The following is a 22,294-nucleotide window of genomic DNA, read 5'->3' as shown; positions in this document are numbered from 1 at the left end:
CACCGATCAGGATCTCCCATGTTGAACGCAGCGATCGACCCCGCATCCTCCAAAGAACCCGCCGGCGGCGCGCCGTTCGCCGCCTTTGCCCCGCCGATCCGGCCGCAATCGGAACTTCGCCGGGCGATCACGGCGGCATACCGCCGTCCGGAAACGGAATGCCTGCCGCCGCTCGTCGCTGCCGCGCGGGTTTCCGAAGCGAAGCGTTATGACATCCGCAACACGGCCCGCACGCTGATTGAAGCCTTGCGCGCCAAGCACAAGGGCACCGGCGTCGAAGGGCTGGTGCAGGAATATTCGCTTTCCAGCCAGGAAGGCGTGGCGCTCATGTGCCTTGCCGAAGCGCTGTTGCGCATTCCCGATACCGACACCCGCGACGCGCTGATCCGCGACAAGATCGCCGAGGGCAACTGGACCTCGCATATCGGCGGCGGCAAATCGATGTTCGTCAACGCCGCCACCTGGGGTCTCGTCGTCACCGGCAAGCTGACATCGACGGTCAACGCCCGCAGCCTGTCGGCAGCGCTGACGCGGCTGATCGCGCGGGCCGGCGAACCGGTCATCCGTCGCGGCGTCGACATGGCGATGCGCATGATGGGCGAGCAGTTCGTCACCGGCGAGACGATCGAGGAGGCGCTGAAGCGCGCCCGGCCGCTCGAAGCGCGCGGCTTCCGCTATTCCTACGACATGCTGGGCGAGGCCGCGACGACGGCCGCCGACGCCGAGCGTTATTTCAAGGATTATGAAAAGGCGATCCACGCCATCGGCAAGGCCTCGAACGGACGCGGCATCTATGACGGCCCTGGCATTTCGATCAAGCTTTCGGCGTTGCACCCCCGCTATGTCAGGGCGCAGGCCGGTCGCGTGATGGGAGAATTGCTGCCCAAGGTCAAGGCGCTCGCCGTTCTCGCCAAGACCTATGATATCGGCCTCAATATCGACGCCGAGGAGGCCGACCGACTGGAGCTTTCGCTCGACCTGCTCGAGGAACTCTGCTTCGCGCCGGAGCTTGCCGGATGGAACGGGCTCGGTTTCGTCGTGCAGGCCTATGGCAAGCGCTGCCCCTTTGTGCTCGATTACATTATCGATCTCGCCGGCCGGTCTGGGCGCCGGATGATGGTTCGTCTCGTCAAGGGCGCCTATTGGGATGCGGAAATCAAGCGCGCCCAGCTGGATGGCCTCGATGACTATCCCGTCTATACCCGCAAGATCTACACCGACGTCGCCTATATCGCCTGCGCGCGCAAGCTGCTCGGTGCGCCCGATGCCGTCTTCCCGCAATTCGCCACCCACAATGCGCAGACGCTGGCGACGATCTATCATCTGGCCGGTCCCGATTTCGCGGTCGGCAAATACGAGTTCCAGTGCCTGCACGGCATGGGCGAACCGCTCTATGACGAGGTCGTCGGCAAGGAAAAGCTCGACCGGCCCTGCCGCATCTATGCGCCTGTCGGAACCCATGAGACGCTGCTCGCCTATCTGGTGCGCCGCCTCCTCGAGAACGGCGCCAACTCCTCCTTCGTGCACCGCATCTCCGATCCGAACGTTTCGGTCGAGGCGCTGATCGCTGATCCCGCCGAGACCGTTGCGGCTATGCCTGTCGTCGGCGCTCCTCATGTGCAGATCGCTGCGCCGAAGGCGCTCTACGGCCATGCCCGCGCCAATTCGGACGGGCTCGATCTCTCGAACGAGGCGACGCTGACGGATCTGGCGCAGGCGCTCGCCGCCACGGCCGCAAGCCCGTGGCATGCGCTGCCGATCCTCGCCGACGGTTCCACCGACGGCGTAACCCGCGATGTTCTCAATCCTGCCGATCATCGCGACGTCGTCGGCACGGTCACCGAGTTGAAGGTCGAGGAGGCGGCCCGTATCGTTGCGATGGCGGCCGACTATGCACCGCAATGGGCGGCCGTGCCGCCGGCCGAGCGGGCGGCCTGCCTGGAGCGGGCGGCCGACATCATGCAGGCCCGCATCAAAACCCTGATGGGCATCGTCATGCGCGAGGCCGGCAAATCGGCGGCCAACGCCGTCGGCGAAGTGCGTGAGGCGATCGACTTCCTGCGCTATTACGCCGAACAGGCGCGCAAGACCCTCGGGCCGTCGCATCTGCCGCTCGGCCCGATCGTCTGCATCAGCCCGTGGAATTTCCCGCTGGCGATCTTCACCGGACAGGTGGCCGCTGCGCTGGTTGCAGGTAACCCGGTGCTGGCGAAACCTGCCGGCGTGACGCCAATCATCGCCTCGGAGAGCGTGAAGATCCTTCATGAGGCGGGCGTGCCCGTGGGCGCCCTGCAGTTCGTGCCCGGCAGCGGTCGGCTCGGCGCCGGCATGGTCGGAGCTTCCGAAACAGCCGGGGTCATGTTTACCGGCTCAACCGAAGTCGCCCGGATGATCCAGGCGCAGCTCGCCGAGCGGTTGTCTTCGACCGGCAAGCCGATCCCGCTGATCGCCGAAACCGGTGGTCAGAACGGCATGATCGTCGACTCCTCGGCATTGGCCGAACAGGTGGTGGCCGACGTTATTGCGTCTGCTTTCGACAGCGCCGGCCAGCGGTGCTCGGCGCTTCGGGTTCTGTGCCTTCAGGACGATATCGCCGACAGGACGATTGCCATGCTGAAGGGCGCCTTCCGCGAGCTGACGGTCGGCCGTACCGATCGCCTGAGCGTCGATGTCGGGCCCGTCATCAATGATGGCGCGAAGTCGGAGATCGATCAGCATATCGAGCAGATGCGCGGCGCAGGCTGCAAAGTGGAGCAGTTGAAGCTGCCCGCAAGTGCTGCGGCGGGCACCTTCGTTCCGCCGACGATCATCGAGATCAAGTCGCTGTCGGATCTGACCAAGGAGGTCTTCGGACCGGTCCTGCATGTCTACCGCTTCAAGAGAAACGGTCTCGACCGCCTGATCGACGACATCAATGCTTCGGGCTACGGCCTCACATTCGGGCTTCACACGCGGCTTGACGAAACCATCGCGCATGTAACGAGCCGCATCAAGGCCGGCAACCTCTATGTCAACCGCAACATCATCGGCGCCGTCGTCGGCGTCCAGCCTTTCGGCGGCCGCGGCCTGTCGGGAACAGGTCCGAAGGCAGGCGGTCCGCTCTATATCGGCCGCCTGGTGCAGCGCGCCCCGGTGCCGCCGCAGCAGGATTCGGTTCATACGGACCTTGCCCTGCGCGACTACATCGTCTGGCTCGACAAGAAGGGCCTGTCGGGTGAAGGGGAGGCGGCGCGCGGTTATGCCGGCCGCTCGGCGCTTGGGCTCGAACGCGAGCTCACGGGCCCGGTCGGCGAGCGCAATCTTTACGCGCTGCATCCGCGCGGCCGCATTCTGCTCGTGCCGCAGACGGAGAGCGGGCTCTATCGCCAGATCGCCGCAGCCCTTGCAACCGGCAATCATGTCGCGGTGGATGCCGGTTCCATCTCGAAATCGGTGCTCGCCGATCTTCCGGCGGCGGTCGCCAGCCGGATTTCCTGGACCTCGGACTGGGAAAAAGACGGACCTTTCTCGGGCGCGCTCGTCGAGGGGGATCGCGACAGGGTGCACGCGGTCAACAAAAGGATTGCGGGTTTGCCGGGTCCGCTTCTCCTGGTTCAGGCCGCCACGAGCGAAGAACTTGCCAGCGATCCCGAGGCCTATTGCCTGAACTGGCTGCTGGAAGAGGTCTCCACCTCGATCAACACCGCCGCTGCCGGCGGCAATGCCAGCCTTATGGCGATCGGCTGACTGAGACCGACGAGGGCGCAGAAAACACACCCTCGTCCCACCATCTGTGCTCCGACGAAACTCGACACGATTGACTATTTTTTTAAGAGTTATGCCTATCGTGATGGCCTCGGACGCGGCCACCGCCAATTGAGGACAATGGTCAATTTGCACGCAAGCGTGCTGTTGCGTGGTGGGCGCCGGAGTGAAGAGCCGAATTTCTGAGCGGGGCCACCATTTCATGTCGTTGATTGATCGTCTGTTGCAGCGTATGCGGATCGTGACGAAGGTCCTCTTCTTCGTGGTGCCTCTCGTCATCCTCATCGCGGGCATCGGCCTGTTCGGTTATTTCACGGCTGGTACGCTGAATGGCCAGATGACTCTGACCCGGCAGACGATCGATACGCTTTCCAGCTTCCAGCAGCTGCGCTCGTCGCTGACCGCCTTTACCGATCTTCCGACACCGGCGACGCGTGATCGGCTGGTCGCCAGCATCGGCGATCAGCAGAAGGGTGCGGCGACGCTCGATGCCATGTTGATCGATCCCGCCCAGAAACAGCAGATTTCCGCCGTGCGTGAACTCGGCGGCAAGATGCAGGGCGGCGCCGACGCGCTCTGGGCGGTGGCGCAGGAGCGTGCCAATACCGAACTTACGATCGATGGGGCGGTGGCGCAACTTTTCAAGGAAAGCCAGACCGCGCGCAAGCAGCTCGATGTTCTTCAGGACCAGGCTGATGGCAAGGAGGCCTTCGTCCGGGCACTGCTTCTCGACGCCTCGGCCTACAAAAATGTCGCGGGCCGGATTGCGAAATTGCGCAAGGCGACCGCAGGCGCAGCCGACCCTCAGAAGCTGGCCCAGGCCATCGGCAGCCTTCTGCCGCCGCTCGTCAAGGAAGTCGGCGAGAGCGAGGCGCTTGGCTCCGATAAGGCGAAAAGCCAGATCGCTTCGCTGAAGCCGGTTCTGGACAAGCTTGCCGCGATGGCGAAAGACAGCGCCAACCTGTCGCTCGAAGGCTATACTCCCGTCGACCAGGATCTGCAGCGTCTCGAGGAGCAGTTTGCAAAGCTTGCTTCCGGCAATGCGGATACTGCGATCGAGCGGTTTGCCGGCATGGATGTGAGCATAGCAACGCTTCGCTCGATGGTGGCGATCGTCAATGCTGCTTTCAAATCGATCGACGATCTGCGACTGCACCTGAGCGAACTGAACAGGCGCGTCGACGCCGAGTCACGCGATGCGGTTCTGGTCGATCTGAAAGCCTTGCGCGAAAGCGCTGCAAAGCTCGAGCCCTTGAGCGGCAAGAACGCCGCTTTGAAGGATCTTGCCAAGAAGATCGAGCCTTCCCTTGCCTTGATCGAAAAGGGGACCTCGGCACTGATATCGATCGCGGATCAGTGGCAGGGCAATAAGCAGGCGGCGACCGAGCTGGTGGCGGCCGCAAGTCACACGCTCGAACAGTTCGTCAGCACGGCGCAGGAGAGCGGCAAGGAAATCAGCCAGCGCTCGGCCACGATGTCGCTCTCGGCCATGATTGCCGGCACGGTGCTTGCCATCATCGGCGGACTGATGTTGATCGAGACGCTGCGCGGACCGCTGAAGCGGATCACCCAGACGATGACCAGACTTGCTGCCGGCGATCTCAATGTTCCGATCGGCGATGGCAAGCGCGGCGATGAAATCGGCGATATGATCCGCTCCGTGACGGTCTTCCGCGACCAGGCGCTCGAAAAGACGAGGCTCGAAGAGGTCGCTGAAGCGAACAGGGCGAGGGAAGAACAGGAGCAGGCCCGCCGCGCAGCCGAGCAGGCACGCATCGAAGCCGAGCAGGGTGAGGCCCTGGAGGCTCTCTCCGACATGCTCGGCAAACTCGCCGACGGCAACCTCACTGCTGTAATGAGCGAGGAGCTGGCTGCCGATTATGTCGCGATGGCCAGGACCTACAACCAGGCGATCGATGCGTTGCGCCGCACACTCGCCGAGGTCCGCAACACCACCTATGAAATCGCCGAGGGGAGCACCAATCTTTCGGGTGCGGCCGACGATCTGGCGCGGCGCACGGAACAGCAGGCAGCCGCTCTCGAAGACAGTTCACGCGTGCTCGGCGAGCTGACCGCCAGCGTCCGTACGACGGCGGAAAATGCGCGCCAGACATCGGTTTCCGTCGCTGAGGCGCATCGGCAGGCGGAGCATTCCGCGGCCGTCGTCGCCAAGGCGGTCGACGCCATGGATGCCATCAACCGGTCGTCGGACAAGGTCTCCAGCATCATCGGTGTAATTGACGAGATCGCCTTCCAGACCAATCTTCTCGCACTCAATGCCGGTGTCGAGGCGGCCCGGGCTGGAGAGGCGGGCAGGGGCTTTGCCGTTGTCGCACAAGAGGTGCGCGAGCTCGCACAGCGTTGCGCCACCGCTGCGCGCGAGATCAAGGGTCTTATCTCCAACAGCGCATCGCAGGTCGGCGCGGGCGTCAAGCTCGTCGAGGAGACCGGCGAGGCGCTGGAGGCGATCATGGAGCACTTCACCTCGATCAACGGACTGGTGCAGGTCATTTCGACGGCCACGAGCACTCAGTACAAGGGGATCGACGAGGTCAACAACGCCGTTCGTGACATCGAGCATATCACCCAGCATAATGCCGCCATGGTCGAGGAAAACACCGCCGAAATTCACCGGTTGCGGCAGCAGGTGGAACTGCTGAACGAGCGCATCTCCCGCTTTCAGACCGCTGACAGCCGCAGGGCGTCAACGGCCGCCAGCCAGCGGATCGCCCTAGCCTCCTGAACGGCGTCTATGTCTTTCCCCTGGGGCGCGCCTCTTTAGAAATCGGCGACTTTGCCCCAGGCGGACGCCGCGAAGCGGCTGGGATGGTAGGGCCGCGGATCGACGATCGGCTCATCGCCGGTGACGATGTCGGCAATCAGATGACCGGCGCCGGGTCCGATGCCGAAGCCATGTCCGCTGAAGCCCGCAGCGAGGATGAAGCCGGGGAGGGTGGCGATCTCACCGATCCCAGGCACGCCGTCGGGCGTGCTGTCGATATAACCCGCCCAGGCTGCACTGATGCCGCTATCCCTCAAGGCAGGCAGAAGCTCGAGCGCCCGCGCATGTGTCAGGGCAATGGTGGCCGCATCGACCGCCGGGTCGAGGATGCGCATGCGCTCCATCGGCGTCTGGCCGTCGAGCCGCCAGCGCGCCAGGGATTCATGGCCGGAACGAATTCCCTCCAATCCGCCTGGCGCGAGGCTCCGCCAGCGCCGGGCGAACATCGGCAGGAATTGGGGCGCGAAACGGAACTGCTGTGCAGTGGGATCGACGCGGCCGCGGCCGCTGATCGCCAAAGTGTAACCGCCATCGCCGCGACGCGTCACGGAAACCGCCGATGTATGCAGCGCATCCGGCAGGCCGCTCGCACCTGGTGACACAGAAAGGATCGACGAGCGGATCGAGGCTTGTGGGAAACGAATGCCAAGCTGGCGGCAGAAGGAGGAAGCCCAGGCGCCACCCGCCAGGATCGCGACCTTTGTCCGGATCGTGCCATGCTCGGTAACGACGCCCGCAAGCCTGCCGCCTTCGATGTCAACGCCGCGGGCCGCACAAGACTGATGCACCGTGCCGCCGAGCTTGACGATTGCACGCGCGACGGCCGGCGCCGCATTTGCCGGATCGGCGGTGCCGTCGGTCGGTGAAAATACCCCGCCTTTCCACACGGCGCCGGTCGCACGCCCGCGTTCGGTTGCCTCCGCGCTGCTCAGCATATGCGTCGTGACGCCGACCGACCGGGCGAATTCGCCCCAGCGGGCCCAGCCGGAAAGCTCCTCGTCGCTGTTGCTGAGATAGAAGAGACCGCAGCGGCGGAAGCCGGTGTCCTCGCCGGTTTCGGCCGCGAAGCGCTCCCACAAATCGAGGCTCTTCGTCGACATCGGCAATTCACGGGCGTCGCGGTTCTGCTGGCGGCACCAGCCCCAGTTGCGGCTCGATTGCTCCGCGCCGACAAGCCCCTTTTCGACGAGGGCGACTTTCAATCCGCGCCGGGCGAGATAATAGGCGGCGAAAACGCCGACAATGCCGCCGCCGATCACCACCGCATCGGCGGCAGCAGGCAGCTCCTGTGTGGTGTCGACGCGCGTGAGCGGTGCGGGCATGGCATGGTCTCCGTTTCGATCCTGAAGCGCGTCGCCCGCGCTTTAGCTTTTTGTTCTTGCACGTCGTTATCGCAAAACCGCTGCATTCTTTTGCGCGACATGCCCTAGTCTAGCGGATCCGACGTTTCGCCTTTGCCGGAGATCGGCCGGCGACAGCAGGAGATTCTGTCCTGTGGGGAGTCCGGCAGCCATTTCTGCTTCGTCATGTGCCTCAACCTGATCGACACCACGCTGCTATGTGTTAAGCTCGACGTTGGAAAGTCGCAGCATAATCTGCTGCGTCGTTAGCGACCTCAAGCAGACGAAGGCGCGTGATGAAACTCGACCGGATCGACATGAAAATCCTCTACGAACTGCAGAAGAATGGCCGCGTCACCAATGTAGAACTCGCCGAGCTGGTCAATCTGTCGCCGAGCCCGTGCCTGATGCGCGTTAAGAAGCTGCAATCCGAAGGCTACATCGAAGGCTATTCGGCCCAGATCAATGTCAGCAAACTCGGGCAGACGCTGACCGTGTTCACCGAGATCACCCTGAAAAACCATCGGCAGATCGACTTCGCCCGTTTCCTCGCGGCAATCGAGAAGGTCGACCAGGTGATCGAATGCCATCTGGTTTCGGGCGGCTACGATTATCTCTTGAAATTCGTCACGGCCGGAATCGACGAATACCAGACGATCATGGAGCGGCTCACCGATATGGACGTCGGCATCGACAAATATTTCAGCTTCGTCGTCCTGAAATCGCCGATCACCAAAGCCCACATGCCGCTGACCACTTTGTTTCCGCATTAGAGAGCGCGCATTGCGCCGGCATGTATGATCCGCACTTGGCCTCCTCGGTGACAGCTGTCGCAACACTCGGCAGGTGTGGCTGGGTCGTGGAGAGATTCCGAAATTTACGACTGAAGCAAGGCCTTATTCGGCAACGCCGAGGAGAGCGGCGGTGAGACGAAAACCTATCGTGCGGGTGACAGCTTCGTCATGAAGGCTGGGTTCGTCGGGGTTTGGCGTACGATCGAGACCGCACGCAAAATCTACGTTTGTGTTTACGAGTGACAGCAGAACTCAGGTGCGCCCACTAGAATAAAGGCGCAGCTGAGAATTCCAGATGAGGCGACTTCAGAAGCCTGAACCGGCTCTGCTGGCTGACGGAAGCATAGCCAAATACCGCGTTGTGACTGTCGTCAGGGCCGCGCGTTCTTACCAAGGGCACGCTGCCGCCGCCAACCGACTGTTACTAGAGCGCCCTGCGGAGACATCCTGAAACGGACATACCGAAGTTTGAACTTTCACTCTTCCAAGAAGCCGACGATGCTCTTGATCTCGGTAAACTCGTGCAGTCCGAACTTCCCGTATTCCCGACCGTTGCCGGATTGCTTGTAGCCACCGAAAGGGGCGGCACTGTCCCAGGCGGCGCTGTTGAGGCGAACGGTTCCGGCGCGCAGCCTGCCTGCGAGCGCACGCGCCTCCTTCGGATCGCCCTGAATGTAGGCTGCCAGGCCATAGGGCGTGTCGTTGGCGATCGCGACCGCTTCCTCTTCGCTGTCATAGCCGATGATCGACAATACCGGGCCGAAGATTTCCTCCCGCGCAATTGTCATCTGATTGGTGACGCGAGCAAACACGGTCGGGCGCACGTAGTAACCTGCGTTGAGATGCGACGGGCGGCCAGGGCCACCCGCGACGAGGTCCGCTCCTTCCGCGATGCCGCGTTCGATCAAGACCTGGATTTTGTTGAACTGCGCAGCGCTTGCGACTGGTCCGAGGTTGGTGCGAGGGTCAGATGCGGGGCCGACAACGAGCGCAGCCGCTTCCCTTTCAGCGATCGCGCTTGCTTCGTCCACTCGCTCGATGGGCACCAGCATCCGCGTTGGCGCGGTACAGGTCTGGCCGGAGTTGCCGAAGCAACGGCGGACGCCGGCGGCGACCGCGGCTGAGAAGTCGGCGCTGCGCAGGATGATGTTCGGCGACTTGCCGCCAAGCTCCTGATGCACCCGCTTGACGGTCGGTGCCGCCGCCTGCGCCACGGCAATGCCGGCGCGGGTCGACCCGGTGAAGGACACCATGTCCACATCCGGGTGGCTGGCCAGTACCGCACCAACCGTAGGCCCGTCCCCCTGAACGAGGTTGAACACCCCCTTCGGCACGCCGGCCTCATCCATGATCTCGGCGAAGATGACGGCGTTGAAGGGAGCGATCTCCGAAGGCTTCAGGACCATGGTGCATCCCGTGGCGAGCGCCGGAGCGACCTTGCAGGCGATCTGGTTGATCGGCCAGTTCCACGGCGTGATCATCGCGACGACCCCGATCGGCTCGTGCATGATGCGCGTGGTCCCCTGCATGTAGTCGAAGGCAAAGGTCTCGAGGGCCTTGATGGTCTGTTCGAAATGGGTAGCGCCGATGCCGGCCTGCTCGGCCCGGGCCATGGCGAGCGGCGCGCCCATTTCCCGTGAGATGACATCGCCGAGCTCATCGTTGCGGCGCTTCAGAATCGTTACAATGCGCTTCAGCAGTTCGATGCGCTCGCCATTGGACGTCTGCGAGAAGGAGGCAAAGGCCCGCCGCGCAGCCGCGACCGCCTTTTCCGCGTCGGCGGCACTGCCGAGTGCGATCGTACCGATCGGCTGCTCCGTCGAGGGATCGATGACCTCAAGTGTTTTCGATACGGACGGCTCGACCCACTCCCCGTCGATATAAAAGCTGTGGGCATGTTTCATTGGCGACTCCCATTTACGATGTCCTGCGCTCCTCGGCGGCGCGTTCCACCCATCCGGCGACAGCGACGATGGCGGCCTCCGTGTGCGGCAAGGCGGCAAGTTCGCCCAGCGTCACGGGTTTGATGGGTGGGCGCAGCCGAAAGTAACCGAGCTCGCCGGGCGCTACGCCACGGCATTGCGCCAGCAGCTCAGCCGCGGTCAGGCCGCATAACCGGCCCTGGCATGGTCCCATTCCGCATCGGGTGAACGCCTTCATCTGGTTAGGGCCTGGTACGCCGAGTGCCGCAACTTCACGCAGCTTGCCAGCCGTAATCTCCTCGCAGCGGCAGACGATGACGTCGTCCTCCGGCACACGAAAGGTTTTGTCAGGCCGGAACCGGTGCTCGATGAAACTCCTGCCTTTGAGGGCTCGCGCGAGCTTTCGCGCCAGTTCGTTGCGGCGCTGTTCGTAGACACCCTGGCCAATTCGATTGAGATCGAGCGCCGCAGTCAGGCCCGCCAGCTCTCCTTGGTGAGCCGAGGCAGCCGCCCCGACAATTCCCGCCGCATCGCCGGCGATCGAAACCCCCGGAACCGAACTTGCGCCGCAAATGTCGACGGCCGGGCGGAAGGCTGCCAGGCGCTCGTCCCAGACGTAGTCGCAACCGGCTGCCAGTGTGAGATTGAGGTTGGGCACGATCCCCTGGTGCAGAAGGAGCAGGTCGCCTTCGATGTGCAGGGACTTGTTGCCACGATGAAGCCGCAAGGTGCTGAATTGTCCGGAACCAACCGCCTCGAGAGCGGTCGCCCCGCGGATGACACGGGCTCGACGGTGAACCTCGAAGAGGAGCTTCAGGCCCTTGAGGGCATAGGAGGATGCGGCAAAGCCAAGCACGTGAGGCATTGCCAAGCGCCGGTTCTCGACCGGCGTGGTGTCGACGACCGCTGTCACGGACACGCCTGCCCGGAGAAGTTGGCTTGCCAGCAAGTACAGCAGCGGCCCCGCCCCGGCGAGGATGGTTCGTCCAGAGGGCACGAGGCCCGACGACTTCATCAGGATCTGCGCCGCCCCCGCCGTCATGACCCCTGGCATGGTCCACCCAGGGATCGGGAACGGACGCTCGAGCGCGCCTGTTGCGAGGATCACCCGATGGGCAGCGATCGGCCGAGCTATGCCGCCGAGTGAGATGCCGAGTTCGAGCGGATGCACTCCGTCGCCGGTTTCCTCGTCAGCGGGCCCGACGCTCCACACCGTCGCGCGGGAGGCATAGCTCACCTTCGCTCGCCGGAATCGTTCGAGGAGCGACCGACCGTTAGCGTAGTCCGGCCCCATGCGGCCGAGATCGGCATCTGATGCATGCTCGACTGACCGATAAATTTGTCCGCCGGGGGACTGGTTTTCATCGGCCAACAGTACGACGAGGCCGTGGTTCGACGCTTCGATGGCTGCCGAGAGCCCGGCTGGTCCCGCACCAACGATAACCACGTCGTAGTGAGGAGCGAGATCGGCCGCGTTGTGAATGTTTTGCATCATTCTTCCGCTCCAGCTGCGCCATCCTGTGTTTCGACAAGCATCCCGTTGGTGACAGCGATCATGCAAGCCTGCCGATTTGAACGGCCATCAATTCTGACTAGGCACTCAAAGCACACACCCATCATGCAATAGGGACCGCGGGCGGCGCCGGTTACCGGTGTCTGCCGCGTGGAGCAATGTCCAGCGGCCAATAACGCGGCAGCAACGCTGTCGCCCTGGCGGGCCGTCATCGGCACGCCATCGAATGTGAATGAAATCGAACTCTCGTTTCTGTCAGACAGCCGCCGGAACACGGAACCTCCGGGAATGAAATGCGGAGAGATCTGCGCAGAGCTCGCCGGCCGAAATTTGCCGCGGCAGAATCAGCGCATGGTTCGCCGCCAGGGTTACGCCGGAATGGCAGGAGAATGCGAACGCACCCGGAAACCTTTCCGATTGCTCGTAAATGGGATAGCCGTCCGGCGTCATCACGCGGAACGCGGCCCAGATCCGCACCGCCTGGGCGTCCTTGAGCAGTGGGAAGGTGCGTAGAGCGCGTTCCGCCAGGACCGCGGTAATCGGCCCGCGCGGCCGCTGGTGATCGATCGTCGCTTCCTTGCTCTCGCCGATCAGCACTGAGCCCTCGTCTGTCTGCCGCAGGTAGCCGGTGGCATGGCTGAGGAAGGGCTTCAGCCGCTCGGTGACGATAATTTGGCCGCGGCTGGGCGAGAGCGGAACGTTCAGCCCAACCATCGGCGCGAGGGCGGTGTTGCCGATGCCGGCCGCAAGCACAATCTTGCCGGAAGTCAGCCTCCACCCATCCCCAGTCAATTCGAACGCGCCGGCCCGATGGCGGATTGCCGTCGTCTTCCGATGCGGCAGATAATGAACACCACGCTGCTGAAGCGCCTTGTGAAAGGCCGGGAACAGCCGCAGCGGGTTGACGTGTCCATCGAGAGGACTGAAAATCGCGCCTGCCACTGTCTCCCCTACCAGTGGCAAGCGGCGGCGTGTCTCCGCCTGATCGAGTATCTCATATTCGAGCGGCGGAGTGCCTTCCGCCTCCATTCCCGGCTGGCTGGCGAGCTTCGTCATGGATGCGACGCCGCGCTCCAGTTCCGTTGGCGTGAGTCGAATTGAGAAACCGCCCGATTGGACAAAACCGGTGTCGATGCCGGTTTCTGCCTTGAGCTCGGCTGCCAGCCGATGCCAGTTCGCCGTCGAGGTTCGCGACCACCGCGAATAGGCGGCATTGCCGAGGCCCTTGCTTGAGCTCCAGACGAGACCGAAATTTGCCCGGGCGGCCCTGTTTGCCAAGTCGCCTTCGTCGACGATTGCGACCCTTTGTCTGCATCTCGACAGGCCCCAGGCTATCGATACGCCTAACAGCCCACCGCCGATGACGATTACGTCGTAATCCATTGCGCTAGCTTTTCCCAGGCACCCCACAGCCTTCTCCGGTTTTGGCCTCACGATCAGATTGCGCCGACTTTGACCTTCGAACCGTCAAGGAGGCGCGACAGGCGGAAGGGGGTGGGGTCGACACAGGGTGTATCATTGGCAACGAGGTCGGCCGCCAAACGGCCGATGCCTGGACCGAGGCCGAAGCCATGGCCGGAACAGCCCGCGGCCAAATAGAACCCTCTCACACCGTCGGCCGGCGAGATGACCGGCACTGCGTCCGGCGTGAAATCCACGTAGGCTCCCCAGCTGTCGGCGAGTTCGACTCCCGCCAATGCAGGAAACTGCTCGGTGACCCGTTTCAAAACAGCCGCAATCGTGCGGCGGCTCGGTGGCGGGTCAAGAACGCGCATCCGCTCGAAGGCCGATGGTTTACTCTTGCTCAAGCTTCCGAATGCTTCCGGACCCTGGAGGAAGGATTTGCCGATGCCGAACTGCACCGCTTTCAGACGCTTCATGAACATCGGCATGAACCAGCGGGCGTAGCGAATGCCTTGTGGGGTGATGTCGAGCATCGCCCTGCCGCTGATCGCAAGCGTGTAGCTGCCATCCAACCGGCGAGTCAGCGCGCAGTCCGGCGTATAGATCGCCTCGCCCACATTCGCTGTGGGCCGCGTACGAACCGCTGTCTGGCGCACGCTCGCCTGCGGGAACAGAACCCCGTGCTGGCGACAGAACATGGACGTCCAGGCACCGCCGGCGCAGAGAACGGCTTGGGTCCGGATCAGCCCCTTTTCTGTGATCACCCCGGCTACTGCTCCATTCGCCAGATCAAGACCCCGCGCTGCGCACTCTTGATGGACCGTCGCTCCAAGTTTGCGAGCGCCCTCAGCGATGGTCGGCGCGGCGATGGCGGGCTCGCCCTTGCCATCGTCAATGGAATGGACCCCGCCGAGCCATCGGCGACCATTTGCCGGGATTGTGGCAGCCGCTTCTGCGGCACCAAGCATCTTCGTATTGACGTTGAACTGGCGGGCCGTCTCACGCCATGCCTCCCATTCCGCCAATTGCCGCGGATTGTCGGTAGCGTAGAGCAAACCGCATCGACGGAAACCGACGTCCTCGCCAATTTTGGATTCAAACTCACCCCAGAGCCGCAGCGCCACGCCCGAGAGCGGCAACTCCCGCTCATCCCGGTTCTGCTGGCGGCACCAACCCCAGTTGCGGCTCGACTGCTCGCAGCCGACATGGCCTTTTTCGACCAGAGCGACCGAGAGTCCCCGCTCCGCCAGAAAGAAAGCCGCGGTTGCGCCAATGATGCCGCCGCCGATGACCACGACGTCCGCCTTGGCGGGGAGTGATTCTTCGCTGTGTATTCGTTTGAGGAGTGGAGACATGGAGGCTGACCTGAGTTGATTTGGAACCGACTTATACGGCACTGTTTCTGCCCCTCCGGCAGAAGCATCTGAGCCGATGACGGCTATCGTATCGAGTTGAAATAGCGGTGCGAGCCGGCCGCAAATGCCGTGGGCAGGGGCGACTGCCTGGATCATAGATTGGTGTCATGGCGCGTCCTCGAAGTGAACTCGGCTGAAGCTACCGGAGGAAGGCGAGGAGCATGCGTCGAATGAAAATGCCGGTACGGCGGAATGTTCCGTGTTCGGCGCCATGACAGTCAAAACTTCCGCCGTTGAGCAGGTAAGGTGTAAAGCATCGTCTGACGACAACGGTTTTGAATCGACTTCGGTCGTAGCACGACAGATGCCGGGTTCAGGGCCACATCAACCGACTGCTGCCGGCTCCAATTGATGAGCGCGCACAACCAAAATAGAGATCTAAGCCATGCCTACGGAAATTAATGATTGCCCTGCGCTTGCTATGATCCATACGGTTCCCGGGATCATACCCGTGTCTAACGAACTCGTCGGTCTCCATCTGCCCGGTTGGCGCTCGTTCAATATGTTAGATGAGAGCCTGCTGGGAAACACCATTCGCGAAGGCGCGCTGTCACCTCAAACTATGCGGCGGCTAGCGGGTCACATTTGGTCGGCGGTGGATGCAGGGGCTTCGGCGGTCCTCGTCACCTGTTCCTCACTCGGTCCTGCAGCGGATGCGGCAATGCCGCTCTGCCCCGTCCCGCTCTTCCGGATAGATGATGGCATGGCGATTGAGGCGATCCGGCGCGGGAACCGAATTGGCGTCCTTGCAACTCTGCCTACGACCATGAATCCTACAACCCGGCTAATTGAACGCCATGCTGAAAGAATGGGGCATAAGGTTTCCGTGACCGGTCGTCTTTGTGATGGCGCCTTTGAAAAATTGCGAAGCGGGGACAGGGCGGCGCATGATGCAATGATACGTGAAGGCCTCGCCGCACTCGTGGGCAGCGTCGACGTGGTTGTCCTTGCTCAAGCGTCGATGGCGAATGCTCTCAATAAAATGAGCGAGGCATCGGTGTCGGTACTTACTAGCCCTGAGCTTGGTGTCCTGCACATGTCCTCCGCACTAAGCGCGCTCCCACGTTGAAGAAAGTGCGCACAGTTAAGCCAGCGGTTCACCGGCCTTCAGCGGTTCGAAACAGGCCGGCTTGATGCTGCGCGATCCTGATCTCAAAGCAGCGATCAAAGAAGGTCTCGCGCATCAGGTGGGCGGCTCTAGACAAGGCAGTTTACCGCGAGCCGTCTGACTTCAGTGCCGGCAATAGCTCCGCACCAATTCCGGATCCTGCTGGAGCCCGTCGAGCCAGGCCGGGTCGAGTGTCGGCACGGAGGAGAAGAGCAGTTGCGAATAGGGATGTTGCGGCGCCTTCACTTTCGAGGGGGTGATTTCCTCGACTTTCCGGCCGCCGTACATCACGACGATCTCGTCGCAGATCGCCTCCACCACCGAGAGGTCGTGGCTGATGAAGATGTAGGAGAGGCCCAGTTCGCGCTGCAATTCCTTGAGCAGGTCGATGACGGCGGCAGCGACAACGGTGTCGAGGGCCGAGGTAATCTCGTCGCAAAGAATCAGCTTCGGATCGGCGGCAAGCGCCCGGGCGAAGTTGACGCGCTGCTTCTGTCCGCCCGAGAGTTCTCCCGGCCTGCGGTGGCGCAGATTGCGGGGAAGGCGCACCATGTCGAGCAGTTGATCGATCCTGGTGTTTCGCGCCTGTCGATCCATGCGGTGATAAAAAACCAGAGGCCTGGCGAGGATGTCCTCGACGGATTTTGCCGGATTGAGCGCGGTGTCGGCATATTGGAAAACGATCTGCATCTCGCGCAGCTGATCGCGGGAACGCTCGCGCGCATTGCAGCGCAGCTCCGTGCCGTCGAAGACGATCTTGCCGGCTGCGGCCGGCAGAATGCCGGCAATGGCGCGTGCGAGAGTCGACTTGCCGCAACCGGATTCGCCGATGATGCCGAGGTTGCGTCCCTTTTCCAGTGTCAGGCTCACATGCTCGACCGCGCGTACGAGAGGAAGGCCGTCGGCCTGGCGCTGCCCATAACCCGCAACGACATCCTCGATCTTCAGGAGCGGCGCCGTCGCACTCTCGGCAAGGCCTGCCGCGCCGCGCGGTTTCGGCTCGAAGGCTGCAAGCAGCTGCCGGGTATAGGGATGCTTGGCATTGTTGAGGATCTCTTCGGTAGTGCCGGTTTCCTGGGTCTCCCCGCCTTTCAACACCACGATGCGGTCGGCGATCTGCGCGACGACGGCAAGATCGTGCGAGACGTAGACACCTGATATGCCCCCCTTCTTCATAACCGATTTGAAAGCGCGCAGGACTTCGATCTGGGTCGTTACATCGAGCGCTGTCGTCGGCTCGTCGAAGATGACAAGTGTCGGATCGCCGATCAGCGCCATGGCGGCGGCGAGACGCTGCAACTGCCCGCCGGAAACCTGGTGCGGGTAACGGCTGCCGATCGTTTCCGGTTCGGGTAGGGACAGCGCTCGGAAGAGCTCGATCGCCCGAGCGCGGGCATCTTCCGGCGACATCAACTGATGAATACGGGTGACCTCGATCACCTGATCCATGATCGATGTGGCCGGGTTGAAGGCGGCGGCGGCCGATTGCGGCACATAGGCGACCTCGGTGCCGCGTATTTTGGCGCGCTGCTTTTCGCTGAGCCTGACCACATCCTTGCCGCCGACCGAAACACTGCCGCCGGAAATGCGACAGCCCGGCCGGGTATGGCCCATCAGGGTCAGGGCGATCGTGGTCTTGCCGGAGCCGCTCTCGCCGATCAGCGCAACGATCTCGCCCGCGGCAATATCGAGGCTGACGCCTTTGATGATTTCGACGCGGCGGCCGGAATCGGTGGTTGCTTCGACCTTGAGGTCACGGATTTCAATGAAGTTGCTCATGATGCGCTCCGGTCGCGGATCTTCTGCGGCAGGTTGTCTATCAAAAGGTTCACGCTGATCGTGAGGCTGGCGATGGCAAGCGATGGGAACATGACGGCGGGAGCCCCGAATGGCAGGCCGCCGATGTTTTCACGCACGAGCGCACCCCAGTCCGCATACGGTGGCTGCACGCCCAGTCCAAGGAAGGAAAGGCCGGAGAGCAGGAGAACGATGAAGACGAAGCGGAGCCCGAGATCGGCAAGTACGGGACCCACGATGTTGGGCAGAATTTCCGAGCGGATCAGATAAACGGTGCTTTCACCGCGGATGCGGGCGACAGTGATGAAGTCCATGGAGTTGACGTTCACGGCGAGAGCCCGAGCGAAACGATAGGAGCCCGGGATATAAATCACCGAAAGCGTCAGGATCAGTACCGGGATCGACGATCCGACTGCTGCGACCACGACTAAGCCGAAGAGCTTGGACGGAATGGAATTCATGGCATCGAGGAAACGGGAGAGCAACGTGTCGAGCCAACCACCGGCGACGGCCGCTATCATGCCGAGTACGACGCCGCTGAAGCAGGCGATCGTCACTGCCGCAAGAGAGATGCCGACCGTGTAGCGCGCGCCCATCAGGATGCGCGAGAAGACATCGCGGCCGAGATAATCCGATCCCATCCAAAACTGATGGGATATCGGGCCGAAATAGTCGTAATCGACGATTTCGCCCACTGGGTAGGGGATGAGCGTGTGCGCGAAGATCGCGATAAAGGCCCAGAACAGGATGACGGCAAGCCCCAGGAGCCCGACGAGATTGAAGCGGTAGCTGAGCCGGCGCGCCGCGGCGGGCCGTTGTTCGATATGGGATGTCATCGCAGCCTCGGATTGGAAAGAATGGCAACAATGTCGGCAAGCGTGATGAGGATGAGGTAACCGACGCAGAAGACCATCGCGCAGGTCTGGACAAGCGGCAGGTCGCGCGTTGCGACCGCATCGACCATCAGCTTGGCAATTCCGGGATAATTGAAGATCGTTTCGACGATGATGACGCCGCCGAGCAGATAAGAAAGCGAGAGTGCAACCGCATTGACGATCGGGCCGAGCGCATTCGGCAATGCATGCTTCAAAACGATGCGACTGCGCGAGGCGCCTTTCAGCAACGCCATTTCGGCATAGGGCGTGTTCAGCGTTTCAATCACGGCAGCCCGCGTCATCCGGATCATCTGCGCCGATACGCCGAAGGTCAGTGTGATTACCGGCATCGCATAGACCCGTAGCATATCGGTGAAGGTTTTCGCTTCATTGGTCAGGGAGATTGCCGGCAGCCACTGCAGATAGACCGCAAAGAACAGGACGGCCGACGTCGCGATCATAAATTCAGGCACCGATATCACGCCAATCGTAAGCACGGTGACTGCACGGTCATAGAGCGTTCCTCGCATCATGGCTGCCGTGATGCCGAGTGTCAGGGCGATCGGCACCGCAAACAAGGCGGTGATGCCCGCCAGCTTCATCGAATTTGCAAAGCGGCCGCCGATGAGGTCAGCGATTGGCATATCGTTGGCGTAGGACGTGCCGAGGTCGCCTGACAACAGTCCCATCATCCAGTAGACGAAGCGGAGAAAAGCCGGCTGGTCGAGATGCATTGCCTTGCGCAGTCCTTCGACGGCCTCTGGCGTTGCCGCCTGCCCGAGCAGGATGGACGCCGTATCGCCCGGAAGCATGGTCGTGGCGAAGAACACCGCGAAGGATACAATAATCAGCGTGACGACTGCGATCAGCAGCCTGCTTGCTATAAGGGACAGGATCGGATTGTTCATCTTCATGCTCCCCGTCGGCCGAAGTCCGACAGCTTATCACGAAAGGGGAGGAATGACCGGGAACAATCCTGTTCCCGGCCGGGTGCCTCGTCAGGATTCCAACCAGATATATTCCGGGAAGGAATAGCCCATCATTCCGCCGAGCGGGTTGGATTCAAGCCCCTTGACTTTGGACGACACCGCATCGACGTTGGAGAGATAGGCCGGTATGATGGTGCCGGCTTCTTCCGACACCATGACCTGCATTTCGTTGTAGATCTCCCGGCGCTTGGCTTGATCGAGCGAGCCGCGGGCCTCGATCAGCATCCGATCGAACTTCTCTGACTTGTACTGGCTCTCGTTCCAAGGCGCGTCAGACGCATAGAGAAGCGAGAACAAAATGTCGGGTGTCGGGCGCGGATTAATATTGCCGAAATGGATCGGGGCTTTGAGCCAGTAATTGTCCCAGTAACCATCGGATGGTACCCGCTGCACGTCGAGCTTCATGCCGATTTCGGCGCCGGCCGCCTGGACGATCATCGCCATGTCGATCGCGGAATTGGCTGCGTCGGAGGCAATAACAGGGATCGACTGGCCGAGAAGGCCTGCCTTCTCGAACAGGAACTTCGCTTTTTCCGGATCGAATGCCTTCGGCTTCAGGTCGGCATTGTAATAGAAATTGGCCGGCGATATCGGCTGGTCATTGCCGATTTCGGCAAAGCCGCGCAAGGCCGATTTCTGAATCTGCTCGCGGTTGATCAGATATTTCATGCCCTCCACGAAGCCCTTCTTGTCGCCGGGAGACATGTCCAGACGGATATTCAGATCCGTGTAATTGCCGGACGTCGTTTTGGAGAGGAAGAAGCCGTCTTTGCCGTCCATCAGACGCACGGATCGTGGATTGATGGCTGCGGCGAGGTGAATATCGCCCGAGAGCAGCGCATTAATGCGCGCATTGTCCTCGCTGATGGCAAAGAACTCAAAAGAATCAACGTTCGGGTGGTTGGTCTTCCAGTAGTTTTTGTTCTTCAGCCCGATCGAGCGGACGCCGGGCTCAAAAACTTCCCGCACGAAAGCGCCGGTACCATTGCCCTTGGAAAAATCGGTTGTGCCGTCGGCAACGATCATGAAGTGGTGCATGCCGAGAATCGTCGGCAGATCGGCATTGGGGTTTTCCAGGGTAATCTCGACGGTCAGTTTGTCGACCGCTTTGAAGCCTGTCATTTGTTTGGCAATCTTGGCGACTTTGGAGCCGACCGCCGGGTCGAGATGGCGCTTCATCGAGAAGACCACATCGTCGGCAGTGAGCGGCTTGCCGTCATGAAAGGTTACGCCGCTGCGCAGCTTGATCGTCCAGACTTTCGCATCGCCGCTTTCGACAGATTCGGCGAGTTCCATCCGCGGCGTACCGTCCGACTGGATATAGGTCAGGCGGTTGTAGAAGGCGCAGCAGCGGACATAGTCGGTGGAGAGTGACGCCTTGGCGGGGTCGAGCGTGTCGGCCGTGGAGGACGACCAGCCGGCCGCCTTCAGCGCGCCGCCGGAAACGGGCGTGGCGGCGAGCGCCTTGCCGGCGCGACCGAGCACGAGTCCACCGGCGGACATGGCGACGCCGCCCGCGAGCAACATATGCAGCAGCTCGCGGCGGGTGGCGCCACGACGGATGGCGGTTTCGACCATGGCGTCGTCGGATCTGGTCCAATTGGTGATCTTGTCGTTCATCTCATTCCCCTTTTCTTCTGTGGCGGGCGGCCTTGCTGGGCGAGCCCGATCCGGTTTTAAAAGTCAGGCGGCGCGCGCGGCGGCCACGGCATCGGCAAGGCCGGCCATGGACGTGAAATGATAGTCGGGTGTCGTAAACTCGGTTGGTTCGATCGTGCCGCCGTAACCCTTCTCAGCATGCCGCCGTTCGATCCAGCAATTGGTCACTCCGAGTTTCCTGGATATCCCGATATCGTGATACTGGCTCTGGGCGACATGCAGGATATCGTCCTTCGAATGGCCTTCCGAAGCAATGTAGGCGAAGACCGTCTCGAAAAAGGCGGGATCGGGTTTCTCGGTCCCGGTATCGTCGGCGGTGAAGGCGGCATGGAAGGGATTGCCGAGCTCCTTCTCGAAGAAGGCGAAGGCCCAGCGGCGGGCATTGGTCATCGCAACCAGGCGGTAGTTTTGCCCGAGCCTTGCCAGGGCTGCGGCGCTGTCTGCGAAACCCTTCCAGCTTTTCGCCGAGTCCCGCAGCCGCTCGCCATATTTGCGGTCGGTGGGCAGGCCGAGCTTCGGCGCGATCGCGAGGTAGACACGCACGAGGTCGTCGGGAAAGAGGTCGGCGTCGTCGCAGTAGCGGGCCTCGCGATAGAGGCTGAGCGCCTGTTCGCCATCGATTTCATTTCCCGTTTCGGCCGCGATCTCGGCGAAACAACTCTTGAGGCCGCCCTCGAAATCAATGAGCGTGCCGACGACGTCGAAGGTCAGGTACTTGAATTCCGGAAGGCTCTTGCGCACGTGAATTCCCCTGTGTTCGGCTCCGATGGGAGCACGCTTCTCAAAGAAGATATTCTGTTCCCGGCGGGATCATTGTCCCGCTCTTGTATGGAAGGCCCGCATTCGTCGGGATCCGGGCCTTTCGTTGATTTCAGTTTGTCACCTGCGCTGCGCCGGATTCTCCGAAAAGACGCCATGGAGCGGCACAAAATACCGAATCTGGCATTTTCGC

General features: G+C 62.0%; 15 protein-coding genes and 1 pseudogene. 5 read left to right on the top strand and 11 right to left on the bottom strand.

The window, feature by feature from the left end:
• The first annotated feature begins 18 nt into the window (after positions 1–18).
• Positions 19–3,726, top strand: a complete 3,708-nt coding sequence (putA, locus tag GGI60_RS17125; protein ID WP_183934803.1) for a trifunctional transcriptional regulator/proline dehydrogenase/L-glutamate gamma-semialdehyde dehydrogenase — start codon at positions 19–21, stop codon at positions 3,724–3,726.
• Positions 3,727–3,946: 220 nt separating this feature from the next.
• The gene (locus GGI60_RS17120; protein WP_183934802.1) at positions 3,947–6,487 is read left to right on the top strand and encodes a methyl-accepting chemotaxis protein; all 2,541 of its coding nucleotides are present in this window, start codon (positions 3,947–3,949) and stop codon (positions 6,485–6,487) included.
• A 35-nt stretch (positions 6,488–6,522) separates the two neighbouring features.
• Here GGI60_RS17120 and GGI60_RS17115 read toward each other — a convergent pair whose 3' ends face one another.
• On the bottom strand, positions 6,523–7,848 hold the full coding sequence (locus tag GGI60_RS17115) for an NAD(P)/FAD-dependent oxidoreductase (protein ID WP_183934801.1): 1,326 nt from the start codon (positions 7,846–7,848) through the stop codon (positions 6,523–6,525).
• A gap of 314 nt (positions 7,849–8,162) precedes the next feature.
• On the opposite strand from GGI60_RS17115, the gene GGI60_RS17110 reads away from it, so the two are divergent.
• Together GGI60_RS17110 and GGI60_RS17105 are read left to right on the top strand one after the other, a co-directional pair.
• Entirely contained in the window at positions 8,163–8,639 is a 477-nt protein-coding gene (locus GGI60_RS17110; RefSeq protein WP_183934800.1) for an Lrp/AsnC family transcriptional regulator, read from the top strand.
• A gap of 138 nt (positions 8,640–8,777) precedes the next feature.
• Positions 8,778–8,903: pseudogene (locus GGI60_RS17105) on the top strand (cupin domain-containing protein); the annotation flags it as partial.
• A 233-nt stretch (positions 8,904–9,136) separates the two neighbouring features.
• On the opposite strand, the gene GGI60_RS17100 reads toward GGI60_RS17105, so the two are convergent.
• From GGI60_RS17100 to GGI60_RS17080, 5 genes are read right to left on the bottom strand one after another with little or no spacing between them, the layout of a single operon-like run.
• Positions 9,137–10,564, bottom strand: a complete 1,428-nt coding sequence (locus tag GGI60_RS17100; RefSeq protein WP_183934799.1) for an aldehyde dehydrogenase family protein — start codon at positions 10,562–10,564, stop codon at positions 9,137–9,139.
• A gap of 13 nt (positions 10,565–10,577) precedes the next feature.
• Positions 10,578–12,077, bottom strand: a complete 1,500-nt coding sequence (locus tag GGI60_RS17095; protein WP_246720420.1) for an NAD(P)/FAD-dependent oxidoreductase — start codon at positions 12,075–12,077, stop codon at positions 10,578–10,580.
• Positions 12,074–12,370 carry a (2Fe-2S)-binding protein gene (locus tag GGI60_RS17090; RefSeq protein WP_183934798.1) on the bottom strand — a complete coding sequence of 99 codons (297 nt, stop codon included), beginning with the start codon at positions 12,368–12,370 and terminating at the stop codon, positions 12,074–12,076. Before GGI60_RS17090 ends, GGI60_RS17095 begins: the two co-directional genes overlap by 4 nt.
• Complete coding sequence (locus tag GGI60_RS17085; RefSeq protein ID WP_183934797.1) at positions 12,351–13,478, bottom strand: FAD-binding oxidoreductase; 1,128 nt, start codon at positions 13,476–13,478, stop codon at positions 12,351–12,353. The genes GGI60_RS17090 and GGI60_RS17085 overlap by 20 nt, the downstream gene beginning before the upstream one ends.
• A gap of 53 nt (positions 13,479–13,531) precedes the next feature.
• Positions 13,532–14,854, bottom strand: a complete 1,323-nt coding sequence (locus GGI60_RS17080) for an FAD-binding oxidoreductase (RefSeq protein WP_183934796.1) — start codon at positions 14,852–14,854, stop codon at positions 13,532–13,534.
• Between the two features lie 511 nt (positions 14,855–15,365).
• Here GGI60_RS17080 and GGI60_RS17075 point away from each other — a divergent pair.
• Positions 15,366–15,983, top strand: coding sequence for an aspartate/glutamate racemase family protein (locus GGI60_RS17075; protein ID WP_409527267.1), 618 nt, complete (start codon positions 15,366–15,368; stop codon positions 15,981–15,983).
• Positions 15,984–16,145: 162 nt separating this feature from the next.
• Here GGI60_RS17075 and GGI60_RS17070 read toward each other — a convergent pair whose 3' ends face one another.
• The 5 genes from GGI60_RS17070 to GGI60_RS17050 all read right to left on the bottom strand — a co-directional run bounded on the left by GGI60_RS17070 (position 16,146) and on the right by GGI60_RS17050 (position 22,083).
• Positions 16,146–17,801 carry an ABC transporter ATP-binding protein gene (locus GGI60_RS17070; RefSeq protein WP_183934794.1) on the bottom strand — a complete coding sequence of 552 codons (1,656 nt, stop codon included), beginning with the start codon at positions 17,799–17,801 and terminating at the stop codon, positions 16,146–16,148.
• Positions 17,798–18,655, bottom strand: a complete 858-nt coding sequence (locus GGI60_RS17065; protein ID WP_183934793.1) for an ABC transporter permease — start codon at positions 18,653–18,655, stop codon at positions 17,798–17,800. The genes GGI60_RS17070 and GGI60_RS17065 overlap by 4 nt, the downstream gene beginning before the upstream one ends.
• The gene (locus tag GGI60_RS17060) at positions 18,652–19,602 is read right to left on the bottom strand and encodes an ABC transporter permease (protein WP_183934792.1); all 951 of its coding nucleotides are present in this window, start codon (positions 19,600–19,602) and stop codon (positions 18,652–18,654) included. Before GGI60_RS17060 ends, GGI60_RS17065 begins: the two co-directional genes overlap by 4 nt.
• 90 nt (positions 19,603–19,692) lie before the next feature.
• Positions 19,693–21,303, bottom strand: coding sequence for an ABC transporter substrate-binding protein (locus tag GGI60_RS17055; protein ID WP_183934791.1), 1,611 nt, complete (start codon positions 21,301–21,303; stop codon positions 19,693–19,695).
• 63 nt (positions 21,304–21,366) lie between these two features.
• Positions 21,367–22,083 (bottom strand): HAD-IA family hydrolase, encoded by a 717-nt coding sequence (locus GGI60_RS17050; RefSeq protein WP_183934790.1) that lies wholly within the window; start codon positions 22,081–22,083, stop codon positions 21,367–21,369.
• Between the last annotated feature and the right edge of the window lie 211 nt (positions 22,084–22,294).

Origin of the sequence: Rhizobium lentis, assembly GCF_014200175.1 — a bacterium.
GTDB lineage: Bacteria > Pseudomonadota > Alphaproteobacteria > Rhizobiales > Rhizobiaceae > Rhizobium > Rhizobium mulingense.
This window is presented reverse-complemented; position numbering and strand designations above follow the sequence as displayed.

Excerpts from the sequence above, each read along its gene's own strand:
- putA (WP_183934803.1), top strand. The coding sequence starts at position 19 with ATGTTGAACGCAGCGATCGACCCCGCATCCTCCAAAGAACCCGCCGGC.
- GGI60_RS17120 (WP_183934802.1), top strand. The coding sequence starts at position 3,947 with ATGTCGTTGATTGATCGTCTGTTGCAGCGTATGCGGATCGTGACGAAG.
- GGI60_RS17115 (WP_183934801.1), bottom strand. The coding sequence starts at position 7,848 with ATGCCCGCACCGCTCACGCGCGTCGACACCACACAGGAGCTGCCTGCT.
- GGI60_RS17110 (WP_183934800.1), top strand. The coding sequence starts at position 8,163 with ATGAAACTCGACCGGATCGACATGAAAATCCTCTACGAACTGCAGAAG.
- GGI60_RS17100 (WP_183934799.1), bottom strand. The coding sequence starts at position 10,564 with ATGAAACATGCCCACAGCTTTTATATCGACGGGGAGTGGGTCGAGCCG.
- GGI60_RS17095 (WP_246720420.1), bottom strand. The coding sequence starts at position 12,077 with ATGATGCAAAACATTCACAACGCGGCCGATCTCGCTCCTCACTACGAC.
- GGI60_RS17085 (WP_183934797.1), bottom strand. The coding sequence starts at position 13,478 with ATGGATTACGACGTAATCGTCATCGGCGGTGGGCTGTTAGGCGTATCG.
- GGI60_RS17080 (WP_183934796.1), bottom strand. The coding sequence starts at position 14,854 with ATGTCTCCACTCCTCAAACGAATACACAGCGAAGAATCACTCCCCGCC.
- GGI60_RS17070 (WP_183934794.1), bottom strand. The coding sequence starts at position 17,801 with ATGAGCAACTTCATTGAAATCCGTGACCTCAAGGTCGAAGCAACCACC.
- GGI60_RS17065 (WP_183934793.1), bottom strand. The coding sequence starts at position 18,655 with ATGACATCCCATATCGAACAACGGCCCGCCGCGGCGCGCCGGCTCAGC.
- GGI60_RS17060 (WP_183934792.1), bottom strand. The coding sequence starts at position 19,602 with ATGAACAATCCGATCCTGTCCCTTATAGCAAGCAGGCTGCTGATCGCA.
- GGI60_RS17055 (WP_183934791.1), bottom strand. The coding sequence starts at position 21,303 with ATGAACGACAAGATCACCAATTGGACCAGATCCGACGACGCCATGGTC.